This is a genomic window from Vibrio cholerae ATCC 14035, from assembly GCF_000621645.1.
Classification (GTDB): domain Bacteria; phylum Pseudomonadota; class Gammaproteobacteria; order Enterobacterales; family Vibrionaceae; genus Vibrio; species Vibrio cholerae.
The window spans coordinates 25,926-40,636 of record NZ_JHXR01000014.1 but is presented as its reverse complement, the minus strand read 5'-3'; the positions used below and the strand labels follow the sequence as shown (position 1 = coordinate 40,636).

Below are 14,711 nucleotides of genomic sequence, written 5' to 3'. Positions count from 1 at the left end.
CTACTTGAAGCCAAAAGCTGGACGGAAATATTAAACAATCACCACTGCTGAAAGCCGTGGTTTAGGGAGGACAGTAAATAGGGCAAGTAAAACTTGCCCTATTCTTATTCCAACATTCAGAAAATCATTCTGATTGATGACGCTTGCAGTGTTCGATCGCCTTGCTCAACAGATCTAACGCAGTGTGATCACAAGAAGGCAATTGCGCATCACTTTTACCCAGAGGCGTTACCCGCTCACCCCAGCGAATATGACCCGCTCCCCACGTTAGCCCTGCGCCAAAAGCGGCGACCAACAGATCATCATGAGGTTTGATTTTGCCTTGCTCTAACGCTTCGCATAGGGCAATCGGCACCGTAGCCGCGGAGGTATTACCGTAGCGATGAATATTCACAAAGGCTTTGTCTTGCGCGATGCCCGCCAAATCACACAGGGTTTGAATAATGCGGATATTGGCTTGATGCGGGATCACCACATCGATTTCTTCTGTCGATAAGCCGCTACGCGCCAACACTTGCTGCGCCGCAGCACCCATGCCACGCACCGCGCGTTTAAAGATCTCTTTACCCACGAAATCAAATGCCCAGTAACCATTGTCTGCATCAAAACGATCCATCGCGGTTCCAAACTTAGGTACCGCTAAAATATCTCGTCCTTGGGCATCACAGCCAATTTGCGCATCTTGCAAGCCCACTTTTTGTTCGGTCTTGCTCAATACCACAGCACCTGCGCCATCTCCAAACAGCACGGCGGTGTCTCGCTTCGTCCAGTCCAGATAGAAAGAGAGGCGCTCAGCACCAATCACCAAAGCATGGCGATAATGGCTCGCTTGCATCAAGCGTGTCGCGGTTTCTAAACCATAGAGGAAACCAGTACAGGCGGCGTTGAGATCAAAGGCGGCAGCAGAAGGAATGCCTAAATTTTGCTGCACTTTTGAAGCAATATTGGGAATTAACGAATCCGGTGAACAGGTTGCCACAATAATCAGGTCTATCTCTTCAACGCTTACGCCCGCACAGGCAATAGCATGCTGAGCGGCAACGGTGGCGAGATCGGAAGTATTCACGTGGCTGATCCGACGCTGTTCAATCCCAGTACGTGATTGAATCCACTCATCGGAAGTATCAAGAAAGGTGCTCAAATCGTGATTGGAGAGCGTCGCAGGTGGCAGACATTTACCCCACCCGGTGATTTCGGCATAACATTGAGTCATAAAAATTCCGTCTATGCTGCTTATTGTAATTTGGCGGAGCGCCCCAAGATATTGAGCAACGCCCGTCGCCATTGTCGGCAATGGGCAGAAGTATACGCCGATTTTCGAACCATGGTTAACCATTGAGCTTAAACTGGTAACGAAAGCGCAAAATAAAGAGAGGAAGTCATGTCAACATTCAATACCCGCTGCCCATCTTGCCACAGCCTTAACCGTGTGCCAGAAGAGCGGATTACCGAAAGCCCAAATTGTGGCAAATGCCAAAGTGCACTACTCGATGGCGCACCAATTGAAGGTACCGAAGCCAATTTTTCCGCGCTGCTGCAAAGCGACAAACCTGTCGTCGTCGATTTTTGGGCACCATGGTGTAACCCTTGTGTCGGCTTCGCACCGATTTTTAGTGATGTTGCCGCCGAGCGAAAAGGCCAGATCCGCTGCGTGAAAATTGATACCGAAGCGCAGCAAAACCTTGCTGCACATTTTCAAATTCGCAGTATTCCCACCATTATGGTGTTCAAAAATGGCCAACGCATCGACATGATCAATGGTGCACTGCCAAAATCTCAATTTGACCAATGGTTAAACCAAGCGCTGACTAAATAATCGCATCTGGCGATCGACAATTAAGTTGGCATTTTCGATAAAATTATGCCAACTTAACTGGCACTTTCCCCGCCCTTTTCTTCAACAAGCAAAGTTTATCGTCAAGAACGCTTTTTTTCGTTTTACTCTGCGCACTATTCGTCTCATATTCGCGCCAACTGTTCCTTCTGCTGTTCCCGAGGCCTGCTGTGGAAATCCATTCTTCTGCACCAAACCGCATTGCGGTGCCTGTTATTGCGTTAACTCTGTATGCGATTGCCGCAGGCTACTTAATGAGCCTAGTGCCTTTAATGCTGCCGCATTACCAACTCGAGTCTGATTTGGCCAGTTGGCTGGCAAGCGTTTTTTATGCCGGATTATTAGCGGGCGCGCTGGTTGCAGAGCCTTTCGTTAATCGTTTAGGCCACCGTAAAGCCTTTGTATGGTGCTTGAGCTTACTGCAACTGTCGATTGTGGTTATGCCGCTATTGCCCTACGCCAGTGTTTGGCTTTTGGCACGTTTGGTCGCAGGTATCGCCGTGGCCGGTATTTTTGTGGTGGTGGAATCTTGGTTACTGCATGGCGATGAACAAGGTCGCGCTAAGCGTCTTGGCATTTACATGGTGTCACTCTATGGCGGTACTGCACTCGGACAAATGGCAATTGGCCAACTGGGTGTGGCAGGTGCCGTGCCTTTTATTGCGATCACCACACTACTTTTGATTGCTTCCATGGTGCTGATGTACGTAGATTCGGATCAGCCTTCCACACAACAAGCTAGCTCACTTTCGTTGCGTCAGATTTTCAAGCTCAGTAAAGCGGCGATGATCGGCTGCCTCGTTTCGGGCCTGACATTAGGAGCAATTTACGGTTTGATGCCGGTGGAACTTGCCAACCGTGGCATTAGCCACACCGATCTGGGTAACTTAATGGCGCTGGTGATTTTGGGCGGCATGGCGGTTCAACCTCTGGTGCCTTGGCTGTCTAAATTTTTAGGCCGCACTCTGCAGATGGCGCTGTTCTGCTTACTTGGCACAGCAGCCATCGCGCTGACCGTGTTCGATGATTCGCTGCTCGTACTGGGCGTTAGCCTATTTATTTTAGGCATGGCGACCTTCGCCCTCTACCCAATCGCGATTAATTTAGGCTGCGACAAATTGGATGCGAGCTACATTGTTTCCGCAACCCAAGTGATGCTGCTCAGCTACAGCGTAGGCTCGGTGGTTGGTCCAGTATTGGCCGATTGGTTTATGCAAGATCGCCACGGCTTGATGGCTTACTTGTTTGCCATCCTACTCGCGACTTGTTTGTATATGCTGATCAAAAGCGTCAAAACCAAACGCCAATGGGTGGCGGGCGAGTAACCTTCTTTTAGAGCAAGTTTCTATCACTCAGCGTGAGGGAGAGAAACTTGCTTTTCCGACCCAAGCTTAATCTAAGCTTCATATTTGCCCCATACAGTCATCATAAACCGAATCATTGATGTCACTGTGAAACCACTCAAACGCTACCAATACGAACGCTACGCCGTTTTGTGCAACCTCGCTTATCCGCGCATTTTTAAGCAGACTCGTTACGGATTTGATCCTAACGGACAGCGTGTGATCACCAATCAGTTTGGCAAAATCATGATCCGAGTATTGTGGAGCCGAGCGAGCGATGAGGTAGTCGTTGTGATTAAAGGCTCACACAGCCTCACCGACTGGTTACTCAACTTCGCGGTTTGGACACGCAGTTGCCGCCATTTAGGGCTGCAATACCGCATTCATGCCGGCTTTTATCACTTACTGCATCAAGAGAGCCAACCGAGCCGCAACCAAGATACGCTTGGCATGACGGTGATTGAAAAACTGGAACAGACCCTACTGCCGCTGATTGAACAAGGCAAACGCATTGCAATCACTGGGCATTCTTCCGGCGGCGCGATTGGCTGCGTGTTTGCGGACTATTTTGAGCGAAAATATCCACGCACGATCAAGCGAGTCGTCACTTTTGGTCAACCTGCGATCGGGGATTGGCGCTTTCCGAAATACTATGGGCTGGCTCATAAAACCTATCGCATCTGCTGCGATCTGGACATCGTAACCTTCATGCCGCCCGTGCCATTTCTGTACTGGCATGCCGGAAAACTACTCTGGCTGTACAACGGCAGAATTTACGAAAATACACCAACATGGGAGCGTTTAGGACGTTCGATCATCAGTTGGTTAATTCGACCGTTCTCTTATCACTTGATGAGTAAATACATCCGCAATAAAGATTTTTTTGATGAACGCTAGAAAGAGTTTTGTATCAACAAGAGAGAAAATAATGGAGGCGCGTCCCGGAGTCGAACCGAGGTTCACGGATTTGCAATCCGCTGCATGGCCACTCTGCCAACGCGCCTAAGTGATGTGTCTTTGAGGATGATGGTGCCCCGGGCCGGACTTGAACCGGCACGACTCGAAAGTCGAGGGATTTTAAATCCCTTGTGTCTACCGATTTCACCACCAGGGCAACGCATACTGCGATGGAAGACACCATCTGTTCTAACGAGCTTTGCCGTGAGAACGAGGTGTACTTTAACGGATTGAGATTTCTGGTCAATAAAAAATTTCAGCAATCAAGTCTGACTGCGCAAGATTTCAGCCACAGGGAGCAAAATGCACTCAAGCCGATGTTTTTACAAGCAGTATCAAGGAGCTTGAGTTCACCAAGCTCCTCAAAAAATGAATTATGCATAGGCTCCGGCAGCATAATGCAGCTCATAACTATGGCTATAAATTTCCAAAATATTGCCAAACGGATCTTCCATATAAATCATGCGGTACGGTTTTTCACCGGGAAAGTAGAAACGTGGCGCTGACATACGCTTTTTGCCACCTGCGGCGACGATTTTCTCCGCGAGCCCTTCGACATCAGGATCTTGCACACAGAAATGGAAAATCCCGGTTTTCCAATATTCAAAATTGTTCTCAGGATTTTGTTGGTTTTTAAACTCAAACAGCTCTACGCCAATGCGATCTCCGGTTGAGAGATGCGCAATACGAAATCGCTCCCACCCTTGACCAAACACATCAGTACACATTTCACCAATCGCGGAGTCATCTTCCACAATGTCAGTCGGCGGCATAATCAGATACCAGCCAAGGACTTCGGTATAGAACTTCACCGCTGCTTCTAAATCCGGTACTGAAATTCCAATATGGGAAAACGAACGTGGGTATGTGCTCATTATGATTCTCTCTTTACGATTCAAAACAAAAGTAGATGTACACGGCCTACTTGAAGCAGCAAAGGTGTGGGCTGTAACTTCAAGTAGCTTTGGTATCGAAAGAATAAATCGGCGTTGAACAGAATAAAAATTATCGTTTATCATTGTTTCAATAATAATTTGTTATCAAAAATCATGCTCAACCCAATCTGGCTACAGACATTCAAAACCTTGGTCGATACTGGTCACTTTACTAAAACCGCCGAAAAGCTGTTTATGACTCAGCCGGGCGTGAGTCAACACATCCGAAAGTTAGAAGAGGCGTGTCAACATCCGCTCATTCATCGTATCAACAAAAGTTTTGAACTCACCGACCAGGGACGCATGGTGTATGAATACGCCACACAACTTGCAAAAAACGAGCGCAGGCTCTTAGAACAGATCCACGAAACTGAGCCGTTTGCTGGCCGTTATCGAATTGCGTGCTCTGGCTCGCTCTCGCTGGTGATTTACCCTCCACTGTTAGCGCTACAACAGCTGCATCCTAAGCTGTGCATCGAGCTTGAAGCGGCACCCAATCACACGATTCTTAAAGCCATCAAAGAGGGAGATGTTGATGTAGGGATTGTGACCTCACAACCCAGCCAAGGTGTATTTGAAAGTGAGGTGTTAGGGGAAGAGCCGCTATACCTTGTTCTACCTCATGATCACCCAACAGAGCCTGACCAACTCGCAGATCACCTACTTCAGCTAGGACTTATTGGGCACCCTGATATCGATCACTATTTTTCGCTCTATCTCGCCAAAAGTACCAACCTTACATTAACGGTGCTGAATAGCGAAAGTTTTCCTCGATCGGGCTATGTGAACCAAATTCAGCAAATTTTGTTGCCTGTCGCGAAAGGCTTGGGGTTTACCGTTTTGCCCAAATCTGCCGTGGAAAACTTCCCGTTACGCGAGCAGATCAGCGTTTTTGAAAACCCAGCTCCGGTAACGGAAACGCTGTATTTGGTTAAGAAAAGGCAGCGCGATTTGCCGCAGCGTTTTGCCGACGTCAGCCAGCAATTAAAAGAGTGGGTTGCGCACTATACGCAACCCTGATGATGTGATGTGAATCAATAATTAAGCCAGAGGCGTGAACTGGCGAGTGAGCCTAATACGCCTCAAACGCTAACGCTTTTTTCTCGATTTGGCGGAAGATCAGGGTCAGAATGCCGTTCACTGCAAGGTAAAATGCCCCGGCAATCCCAAAGACTGTCAACGTATCGTAGGTTTGGGCGTTGATGCGCTGCGCGTAGCCCATCAAATCCATAATGGTGATCGTGCTGGCCAGCGAAGTGCCTTTAAAGACAAGAATCACTTCGTTGGAATAAGCAGGCACAGCTCTGCGTAATGCATAAGGCAGCAGTACTCGCAGCGTAGCGATTTTATTCATGCCTAACGCGCGGCACGCTTGCCACTGTCCGCTAGGAATGGCGTTAAATGCGCCTTTAAACAGTTGCGTGCTGTACGCCGCAGTGTTGAGCGCCAAAGCCAGCATAGCGCAAAACCAAGGTTGGCTGAGCCATACCCAAAGTACGCTTTCGCGGATCCATTCAAACTGTCCAGGGCCGTAATACACCAAGAAAATTTGCACCAGCAGCGGAGTGCCGGTAAACAAGGTGATCACCGCACGGCTAAACCAATGCACGACGGGCGTGCGCATCACTAAGCTTACGGTCATCAAGAGTGACAATATGCAACCCACCAGCAGCGAAGCTGCCGTCAGTTGCAAACTGGTGCCTAAGCCTTCAAGCAGTTGCCATAGGTGTTGCTCTTTCATGCACTGGCTCCTTGGCTATGGCTCATGCCTTGTATCGAAAACTTGTTATCTATGACTTTTACGACGCGTTGTGTGATCAATGTGATCACCAGATACACCACCGCCGCTGTTGCATACCACGTAAAGGCTTCATGGGTGGCCGCGGAAGTGAGCTGCGCTTGTTTCAGTAGATCCGTCACCCCAATCAAAGAAACTAACGCCGTATCTTTAAGTAATACTAGCCATTGGTTCATTAAACCGGGAAGTGCGTGGCGTACCGCTTGCGGCAGCACAATACGAATAAATGCATGGCTAGGCGGAATCCCTAACGCGCTGGCCGCTTCACGCTGTCCTCTGCCCACGGCTTTGAGTGCACCGCGCAACGTCTGCGAAGCGTACGAAGCAAAAATCAGCGAGAGCGCAATCACACCAGAGATAAACGGGCTGATCTCAATAAATTCACCAGTGATGAAAAACAGCACTTGGGTCGAGCCAAAGTAGATAAACAGCACCACCAAAAGCTCAGGCAAACCGCGGATCACGGTGACCAACAAGGTGGTTGGCCATTTGATCAATTTCAGTTTTGCCATTTCACCGCCAGCAAACACCAGTGCCAACAGTAAACCGACCAGCAAGCTGGCCAACGCAATTTGTAGCGTCATCCAGCTTGCTTGTACCAGTGATAAAGAGTAGCCCGTTAACACCATCTTAGTTTCCGAAGTACTTATTGAAGATCGCGGCGTATTCGCCATTTTCTTTCACGGCTTCCAACGCTGCGTTAAGTTGATCAAGCAGCGCTTGGTTATCTTTATTCACCGCAATACCAAAGCCATTACCGAAGTACTGTGCATTCGTGACACGCTCACCGACGTAAGCGAGGTTGTTATCCCCCTTAAACCACTCCGCGACAACGGCCGTGTCACCGAATACCGAATCAATACGGCCATTTTTCATATCGATGAACGCATCTTGGTAGCTTGAGTATGGCACCGCGACCACGTCCGACAGTTGCTCAAGTAGGAAACTTTGGTGAGTCGAGCCATTTTGCACACCAACACGTTTGCCTTTCAGCGCCGCTTGATCCGCCACTTTGCCCGCCAGAGAAACGAAGGCGGCTGAGTTGTCGTAGTACGGATTGGAGAAATTTACCTGCTCTAAACGCGCTTCGGTGATGTCCATTGCCGAAATGGCGGCATCATAACGTTTGAATTTCAGTGCTGGGATCAAGCTGTCAAACGCTTGGTTGTGGAAGCTACATTTCGCTTCAAGTTGCTTACACAGCGCATTGGCTAAATCCACATCAAAACCTTGGATTTGGTTGTTCTCATCCATGTATTCGAACGGCGCGTAAGTCGCTTCCATCACAAACTTGATCTCTTGTTGCGCAGCTGCGCTAGCAGAAACCAAACCAATCAAAGACGCGAGTAGGATCTTTTTCATTGCAATACTCCATGTGTTCTGCGAAATCTGGCGCATCACTGGCCAGAATCTGTGGGCTAATATCAGTAACTTCTTAATGTTTTAAGTAATCGGCAAACTGCTGAGTCTGCGGATGGGTAAAGGAGGCGTGCGTGCCGTGTTCAACAATGCGCCCTTTTTCGAGGTAGAGCACATGGCTGGCGATTTTCTTGGCAAAGTCGACTTCATGAGTCACCACCACTTGCGTGATCCCTGTGCCACTTAACTCTTTGATAATTTTCACAACTTGATTGGTGATCTCAGGATCCAGAGCCGCTGTCGGCTCATCAAACAGCAGTACATCCGGCTTCATCATCAGTGCACGCGCAATCGCCACTCGCTGCTGCTGGCCACCCGAGAGTTGTAGCGGCCACGCATCGGCTTTATCTGCCAGTTGCAACGTTTTCAGGATCTCGATGGCTTGCTGTTTGGCTTGCGATTTCGCCATACCTGCGACTTTCACGGGGGCTTCCACCAGATTTTCCAGCACGGTCATATGCGGCCATAAATGGTATTGCTGAAACACCATGCCCACTTTGCGACGTAGCGCTAAGCCTTGCTGTTCAGTCGGATGCGTTGAGAAATCAAACGATTGATTGGCGATATGCAGTTGACCGTTATCGGCAGTTTCAAGAAGATTGAGCACACGCAGCAGTGAGCTTTTACCCGCGCCACTAGGGCCAAGTAACACCAAAGTTTCACCACTCGCACATTCAAAGTGGATGTCGTGCAGCACCTGAGTGGTGCCATAAGACTTGTTAATTCCTTTAACTCGAATACTCATGCGGACATACTGCATTAATTATCATCTGGCGTTCATACTACTACGAACGTATTTTTATGCAATAAAAATGTATAAAAACCAAAACCACAGACTATTTGTATAAAAAAACGTCATAAGAATAGCAAAAACGACTGGTTAAACCACAACCAAATGCATAAAGCGTGATAAGTAAACCGGAAATACTCAGTAGGGAGCGATGAGATATAAATAGAATATAGAGTGGGGACTCGATTGAAGAAACGCAGACACAAAAAAACCAGCACTTGGCTGGCTTAAGCGATGACTTCAAAAGAAATGGAGGCGCGTCCCGGAGTCGAACCGAGGTTCACGGATTTGCAATCCGCTGCATGGCCACTCTGCCAACGCGCCTCTGAAGTCAAACGAAGGATTTGCTTCGTTGCTTGCGCTGCGTACTTTACGGATTATGCGAACTGAGTCAAACAAAAAAATGAAATGCCGGATCGTTTGCTGAGATTTAGCGCAATCTGCTCAACTGACCGCCGCAAGCAAACCAACCTATTCTCTTCTGATTTGAAGCAGCAGTGGCGTTGACGACCTGCTACTTCCCGTCGTTGGGTATGAAGCATTCAAGTTACCACTTCTTCATTAGCCGCCCAACCAAGCTCGGATGATAGCTCCAGCAGTGATCAAACATACTCATCAACTGCGGGTTGCCGTATTTTGATAGGCTTATGGCATGAAAACGGTTTTTGCGCGTTTTAAGTTCCGCCACTTGCGCCAGCAGTTCGTCACTTTGTTTGGGTGCAATGAAATCGGACATCACAACCAAATCGCCATTGCGATACTTATCACTGCTCATGAGTTCAATCGATTTGAGGATCACGGGCTCAAAATCTGTACCGCCATGAAACGAATAACTTAAGAAATCACTCGCTTCGCGCAGCCCATCTTGGCGAGTCAATTCGTAGGTAATGAACTCGGAAGAAAACAGCATCACATAACAATCACGATCTTCTGCCAACGCAATTTGCATCAGCGCGTAAGCCATGGCTTTGGCACACTGCTCGGGAAAACCACTCATGGATCCTGAGGCATCAATACAGAGAATGAACGGCCCTTTTTCGATATCAACCTGTTTGTTGTCAGGACGATGGGCACGCACCTTACGCAGAGTGCGTGATTTCCCCTGCATGCGATAGTTCATTAACCGTTTATCGACCAAGTGCTTATAAAACACCACTTCCAGCTCTGGATAAGCTAAAAACATGGTTTCGTTGGGCAGTAGCTTATTCAAATCGTCACTTTCGTGGATACCCACAATGTCATCGGTCGCTTCATCTGAACGCTCTTCGACCATTTGCATCTCTTCAGCGGGCGCACGATTTAGGTCCGGATCGTCAACCTGTCCAGCCATTCGCCCGAGCTGCTCGGCGATTTCCTGCATGCCTTTGTGTTTTTTGAGAAACTCCGCGTAACGCTTCATGACCGTGAGGTCATTGCGGCTCAATTTCGCCGCCGCCATATCCCAAAGTCGGCCGACGATCGCTTCATCCCCCGCTTCAGTGACCTTATCCATATTACGCATGGTTTCCATACGCTGATAGAGATCAGCCAACATACGCTCTTTGTTGGCTTTAAGTTCGATCACCTGCGCTTGGCGAATCGCATCAGACAGTGATTTATACCACTGATCACAAAAGAAATGAGGGAACATGGGGTTATGATGCAGCTTCTCTTTTTCGAGCAAGCGGCGCGCTTCTAAATAGAATGCGGAGTCCCATTCCAGTTTCTTCACCACGTCTGGAACTTGCGTAAAAAACGTCTCTTCATCCCAGTGAATCACTTCTTGGTAGAGGGCTAACTCACGTTGGAAACGTTCAGTTTCACACACTTTGGTCATTCGACGACGAACGCTGGTGCGCCACTTGATCAGATGATTTTTCACTGACGTGCCCACACCACGGTTTTCCGCCATCATCATCACTTGGGAGCGCGCAACCAAGTCATTGACGGCGGTATCAATCAAGCCAGATTCTGCTATGGCAACAACCAGATTAAACGCATCCGCCCCTAACATAATGACACCTAAGCAAAAAATTGGTTGAGGTTACGAATGCGCATCACGTTACGCTCGCATTCAACTTGAGTGGCATCCAACTGCTGCTGCAGCTCATGCAAGGTCGCTTGCATTGCCGTTGGCAATTCAGGATCGATGAAACTGTGCGGCAGCGCATCGTGAAATTTGAGGCGCACTTTACGTAAATGGTGCTCCGCATGAGTGAGCTGCGCCATGGCTTGATCCGCTTTCGTCAACCAATTCTGATACAGCGACTCATCTAAACCTTGTTTGGTGACCATCGCCAGAAGTACGGAGCGGTTGGCAATATCTTTAATCACCAAGTTGTTGCTGGCATCAAGGTCAAAACGTAAGCGACATAGATTGGTGTTTTGGTTCACATAGCCATAGGCTTCGCCGTGCCCTTCTTTAATCACGCGCTCTAATTCACTTTTCTGTACGTAAATCCAACGGCTATCGCCTTTCTCACCTTCAGAAACAGACATATTGCTCTGCAATAACACTAGCTTAATCAAATCAGGCGTCATGCCCACTTTGTAAATTTTGGCATCAGACAGGTCATATTGATGATGAACTTGTTTTTTGATTAAGCCATTGGTGGTTTCCAGTGACAGTACCATGGCAAACTCAGACTCTAGCTCTTCTTGAATTTGGGCAAGTTCAAGTCGGCATACATCGAGCTGTTGCTCCACTTCTGCTTGGTCAAAGGCGTAACGCAGCGCAAATTCGCGGATCACCTCATGCACCACATCATGTGATTCTGGGGTATTCCACAAACAGTTTTGCAGCAGCAGTAGATCTAATGGGTTAATCTCGTCTCGGCCATTAAAAAATGCACTGGCTTTCAAAAGTTTGGCCGCTTTTTTCCAACGGCGGTCAGACACATACATCTCTAAATCTGAACCCGCGCTCTCTTTTGAGCGCTCTTCAACCATGGTTTTCAACTGGTAGAGCTTTTCGAAAACGTCATCACTGAGTTCAAGCTTATCCAGTTGCTGCTGCCATTGGTGATACTCTTCATCGGTGATCGCCAGCCCTGCTGGAATTTGCGCTTCTTGCGCTGTACCAACGGTAAGCATGGATTTGAAATTTTGTTTGTTTTGGATTCGATTTACAAAAATTCGTACCAGCATACGGTCATAGAGTGCTTCGAGGCCGCTGTCTTCGTCTGGGAGTTCATTGGAGGCCGTCACCAAGAGACGCATCGGTACGCGCTCAATATCGCTGCCATTTTTGAAGGTTTTCTCGTTGACAACCGTTAGTAAGGTGTTGAGGATGGCAGGTCCCGCCTTCCAGATTTCATCCAAGAACACGACCTGTGCGGTAGGCAAATAACCTTGGGTGAGGCGCACATAACGACCATTGTCTTTCAATTCTTGAATACTCAGCGGCCCAAACACCTCTTCGGGGGTTGAAAAGCGGGTCATCAGGTATTCAAAATAACTGCTGTTATCAAATGCTTGAATCAAACGCTTAGCGATGAGGCTTTTGGCGATCCCCGGAGGGCCGAGCAAAAACACACTTTCACCAGCCAAGGCGGTCAATAAACAGAGCTTGATGGTATTTTCACGCTCATACACGCCATCAGAGAGCGCCTTGGCCAGCTTATTGATTCGCTCTGAAAGCAGCGCTTTGCGCGCATGTGAGCTGTGGGTGGGTTGCAGCATCTCTTGATTCCTCAGACAAAGCCCAAATTGGGTAACACGTTTTCAATAAGCACTGTTTCTATAAACAATAGCTCTATAAACAATCGCTCTATAAACAATAGTTTCAATAAACAATCGCTTTATACAATTGTTGTCGATTTGTTACAAAGTCTATTTTTTGTTTTGCGCATCCTTATAACAGATCTCATTTCCTTGAAACAATTGGTAATCATTGATTGCACATTTAGCGGCTCAACTTCTCGCCATTTCCACAGACACGACGCAAAAAGTACAATTTATTCTTGGGGATGCCACTGAACCTAAGGTAAGGTGACTCCCTCATCACCGCTTTATTTTGACAAGACACACTCCATGAGCAAAATCATCCATCAATGGAAAAGCATCGCACTGGTCGAGGAGGACGTTTTGCTTCCGAATGGCCACTCGGTCACACATACCACGATTTCACACCCCGGTGCGGCAGTGATTTTGCCACTGACTGACCAAGGCGAGATTGTCGTGATACGCCAATTTCGCCCTTCGCTCAAAAAATGGTTACTCGAACTTCCTGCTGGCACTATAGAAGAGGGGGAACCGCCTCTTTCCTGTGCGCAGCGCGAATTGGAGGAAGAAACCGGCTTTAGCGCTCAGCAATTTATCGAACTCGGTCAAGTCACGCCGCTCGCGGGTTTCTGCGATGAAATTCAACATCTGTTTGTCGCAAAAAACCTAAGCAAAACGGCGCGCTATTCTTGCGATGAGGACGAAGTGATTGAAGTCCTCTTTCTTACCCCACAAGAATTAGAACGTAAAATTGTTTTCGGCGACATCACCGATTCCAAAACCATTGCTTGTTTAAGTAAAGCCAAACTTTGCGGATATTTGTAGGAGAAAATATGGACTTTCGATCGGATACCGTTACCCAACCGACCGACGCGATGCGTCAAGCGATGGCACAAGCCCCTGTGGGTGACGATGTGTATGGCGATGACCCCACCGTCAACGAGTTAGAACAGTGGGCGGCAGAGCGCCATGGCTTTGAAGCCGCGCTGTTTACCACCTCAGGCACTCAAGCCAATTTGTTAGGTTTACTCGCCCATTGCGAACGCGGCGACGAATATTTGTGTGGCCAGCAAGCCCATAACTATCGTTATGAAGCTGGCGGTGCTGCCGTACTTGGCTCTATCCAGCCACAACCGATTGACAATGAACCGGATGGCACACTCGATTTCGCCAAACTCAAAGCCGCGATCAAACCGGATGATGCACATTTTGCCCGCACCAAACTGCTCAGCTTGGAAAACACCATCAATGGTAAAGTGCTTCCACTCAGTTATTTGGCGAAGGCGCGCGAGTTTGTTGATCAACATGGTTTGCAACTGCACCTTGATGGGGCTCGGGTCTACAACGCGGCGGTCGCACTGGATGTGGATGTCAAAGAGATCGCGCAATATTTTGATTCGATCACCGTGTGTCTATCCAAAGGCTTAGCCGCGCCAGTCGGTTCGTTACTGCTCGGTTCCAAGGACTTTATTGCCAAAGCGAGACGCTGGCGAAAAATGGTCGGTGGCGGTATGCGCCAAGCGGGCATTTTAGCCGCAGCGGGGAAATTGGCGCTCACCGAGCAAGTCATGCAGCTCAAGACCGATCATGATAATGCTCGTCATCTGGCTTTGGGGCTGAATGCTTTACCGGGGTTTTCGGTTAATACCGAATGGGTACAGACCAATATTGTGTTTGCTAAATTGGACTCGACAGTCGATATCCAGTCCATCGCCCAGCAACTTCGCCAAGCAGGCATTATCATCACCGCGGGTAATCCAGTGCGCTTCGTGACACATAAAGACATTACACGTCAGGATATTGATACCCTACTCGCCAAACTGCGCACCTTACTGGCTTGAGTGAAGTTGAGAATGCCAACAGGCTCCTAAACTCTCTTTATTCTCGCTCGCGACCTCTTGAGCTTCCCCTTAGGGGAAGCTTTATACTCCAC

Annotated in this window: 14 protein-coding genes and 3 tRNA genes; 6 read left to right on the top strand and 11 right to left on the bottom strand. The window is 48.3% G+C overall.

The window, feature by feature from the left end:
• Nucleotides 1–124 precede the first annotated feature (124 nt).
• Complete coding sequence (locus T411_RS0108845) at nucleotides 125–1,213, bottom strand: ketoacyl-ACP synthase III (RefSeq protein WP_000189733.1); 1,089 nt, start codon at nucleotides 1,211–1,213, stop codon at nucleotides 125–127.
• A gap of 168 nt (nucleotides 1,214–1,381) precedes the next feature.
• On the opposite strand from T411_RS0108845, the gene trxC reads away from it, so the two are divergent.
• The 3 genes from trxC to T411_RS0108830 all read left to right on the top strand — a co-directional run bounded on the left by trxC (nucleotide 1,382) and on the right by T411_RS0108830 (nucleotide 4,074).
• Entirely contained in the window at nucleotides 1,382–1,816 is a 435-nt protein-coding gene (gene trxC, locus T411_RS0108840) for a thioredoxin TrxC (protein WP_000102967.1), read from the top strand.
• A 188-nt stretch (nucleotides 1,817–2,004) separates the two neighbouring features.
• Complete coding sequence (locus tag T411_RS0108835; protein ID WP_000402449.1) at nucleotides 2,005–3,159, top strand: MFS transporter; 1,155 nt, start codon at nucleotides 2,005–2,007, stop codon at nucleotides 3,157–3,159.
• Nucleotides 3,160–3,285: 126 nt separating this feature from the next.
• Complete coding sequence (locus T411_RS0108830; protein WP_000803303.1) at nucleotides 3,286–4,074, top strand: lipase family protein; 789 nt, start codon at nucleotides 3,286–3,288, stop codon at nucleotides 4,072–4,074.
• A gap of 32 nt (nucleotides 4,075–4,106) precedes the next feature.
• Here the strand turns inward: T411_RS0108830 and T411_RS0108825 are convergent.
• The 3 genes from T411_RS0108825 to T411_RS0108815 form a co-directional block, all read right to left on the bottom strand.
• Nucleotides 4,107–4,180 (bottom strand) — tRNA-Cys (locus tag T411_RS0108825).
• Between the two features lie 24 nt (nucleotides 4,181–4,204).
• A tRNA-Leu gene (locus tag T411_RS0108820) sits at nucleotides 4,205–4,291 on the bottom strand.
• Between the two features lie 217 nt (nucleotides 4,292–4,508).
• Nucleotides 4,509–5,009 carry a lactoylglutathione lyase family protein gene (locus T411_RS0108815; RefSeq protein WP_000109226.1) on the bottom strand — a complete coding sequence of 167 codons (501 nt, stop codon included), beginning with the start codon at nucleotides 5,007–5,009 and terminating at the stop codon, nucleotides 4,509–4,511.
• A 174-nt stretch (nucleotides 5,010–5,183) separates the two neighbouring features.
• Between T411_RS0108815 and T411_RS0108810 the strand changes: the two genes are divergently transcribed.
• Nucleotides 5,184–6,089 (top strand): LysR family transcriptional regulator, encoded by a 906-nt coding sequence (locus T411_RS0108810; RefSeq protein WP_000933929.1) that lies wholly within the window; start codon nucleotides 5,184–5,186, stop codon nucleotides 6,087–6,089.
• A gap of 52 nt (nucleotides 6,090–6,141) precedes the next feature.
• On the opposite strand, the gene artM is transcribed toward T411_RS0108810, so the two are convergent.
• From artM to T411_RS0108775, 7 genes are all read right to left on the bottom strand, one after another.
• The gene (gene artM / locus T411_RS0108805) at nucleotides 6,142–6,810 is read right to left on the bottom strand and encodes an arginine ABC transporter permease ArtM (RefSeq protein ID WP_000662924.1); all 669 of its coding nucleotides are present in this window, start codon (nucleotides 6,808–6,810) and stop codon (nucleotides 6,142–6,144) included.
• Complete coding sequence (gene artQ / locus T411_RS0108800) at nucleotides 6,807–7,496, bottom strand: arginine ABC transporter permease ArtQ (RefSeq protein WP_000244571.1); 690 nt, start codon at nucleotides 7,494–7,496, stop codon at nucleotides 6,807–6,809. Before artQ ends, artM begins: the two co-directional genes overlap by 4 nt.
• Before the next feature lies 1 nt (nucleotide 7,497).
• Entirely contained in the window at nucleotides 7,498–8,229 is a 732-nt protein-coding gene (locus T411_RS0108795) for an arginine ABC transporter substrate-binding protein (protein WP_000722143.1), read from the bottom strand.
• 73 nt (nucleotides 8,230–8,302) lie between these two features.
• Nucleotides 8,303–9,031 carry an arginine ABC transporter ATP-binding protein ArtP gene (artP, locus tag T411_RS0108790; protein ID WP_001896687.1) on the bottom strand — a complete coding sequence of 243 codons (729 nt, stop codon included), beginning with the start codon at nucleotides 9,029–9,031 and terminating at the stop codon, nucleotides 8,303–8,305.
• A gap of 295 nt (nucleotides 9,032–9,326) precedes the next feature.
• Nucleotides 9,327–9,400, bottom strand: a tRNA-Cys gene (locus tag T411_RS0108785).
• 223 nt (nucleotides 9,401–9,623) lie between these two features.
• Nucleotides 9,624–11,069, bottom strand: coding sequence for an ATPase RavA stimulator ViaA (gene viaA, locus T411_RS0108780; protein ID WP_000899954.1), 1,446 nt, complete (start codon nucleotides 11,067–11,069; stop codon nucleotides 9,624–9,626).
• Between the two features lie 8 nt (nucleotides 11,070–11,077).
• On the bottom strand, nucleotides 11,078–12,736 hold the full coding sequence (locus T411_RS0108775) for an ATPase RavA domain-containing protein (RefSeq protein ID WP_000941295.1): 1,659 nt from the start codon (nucleotides 12,734–12,736) through the stop codon (nucleotides 11,078–11,080).
• Between the two features lie 351 nt (nucleotides 12,737–13,087).
• Between T411_RS0108775 and T411_RS0108770 the strand changes: the two genes are divergently transcribed.
• Together T411_RS0108770 and ltaE are read left to right on the top strand one after the other, a co-directional pair.
• The gene (locus T411_RS0108770) at nucleotides 13,088–13,603 is read left to right on the top strand and encodes an NUDIX hydrolase (protein ID WP_000034744.1); all 516 of its coding nucleotides are present in this window, start codon (nucleotides 13,088–13,090) and stop codon (nucleotides 13,601–13,603) included.
• Between the two features lie 8 nt (nucleotides 13,604–13,611).
• On the top strand, nucleotides 13,612–14,619 hold the full coding sequence (ltaE, locus tag T411_RS0108765; RefSeq protein WP_000347561.1) for a low-specificity L-threonine aldolase: 1,008 nt from the start codon (nucleotides 13,612–13,614) through the stop codon (nucleotides 14,617–14,619).
• Nucleotides 14,620–14,711 lie beyond the last annotated feature (92 nt).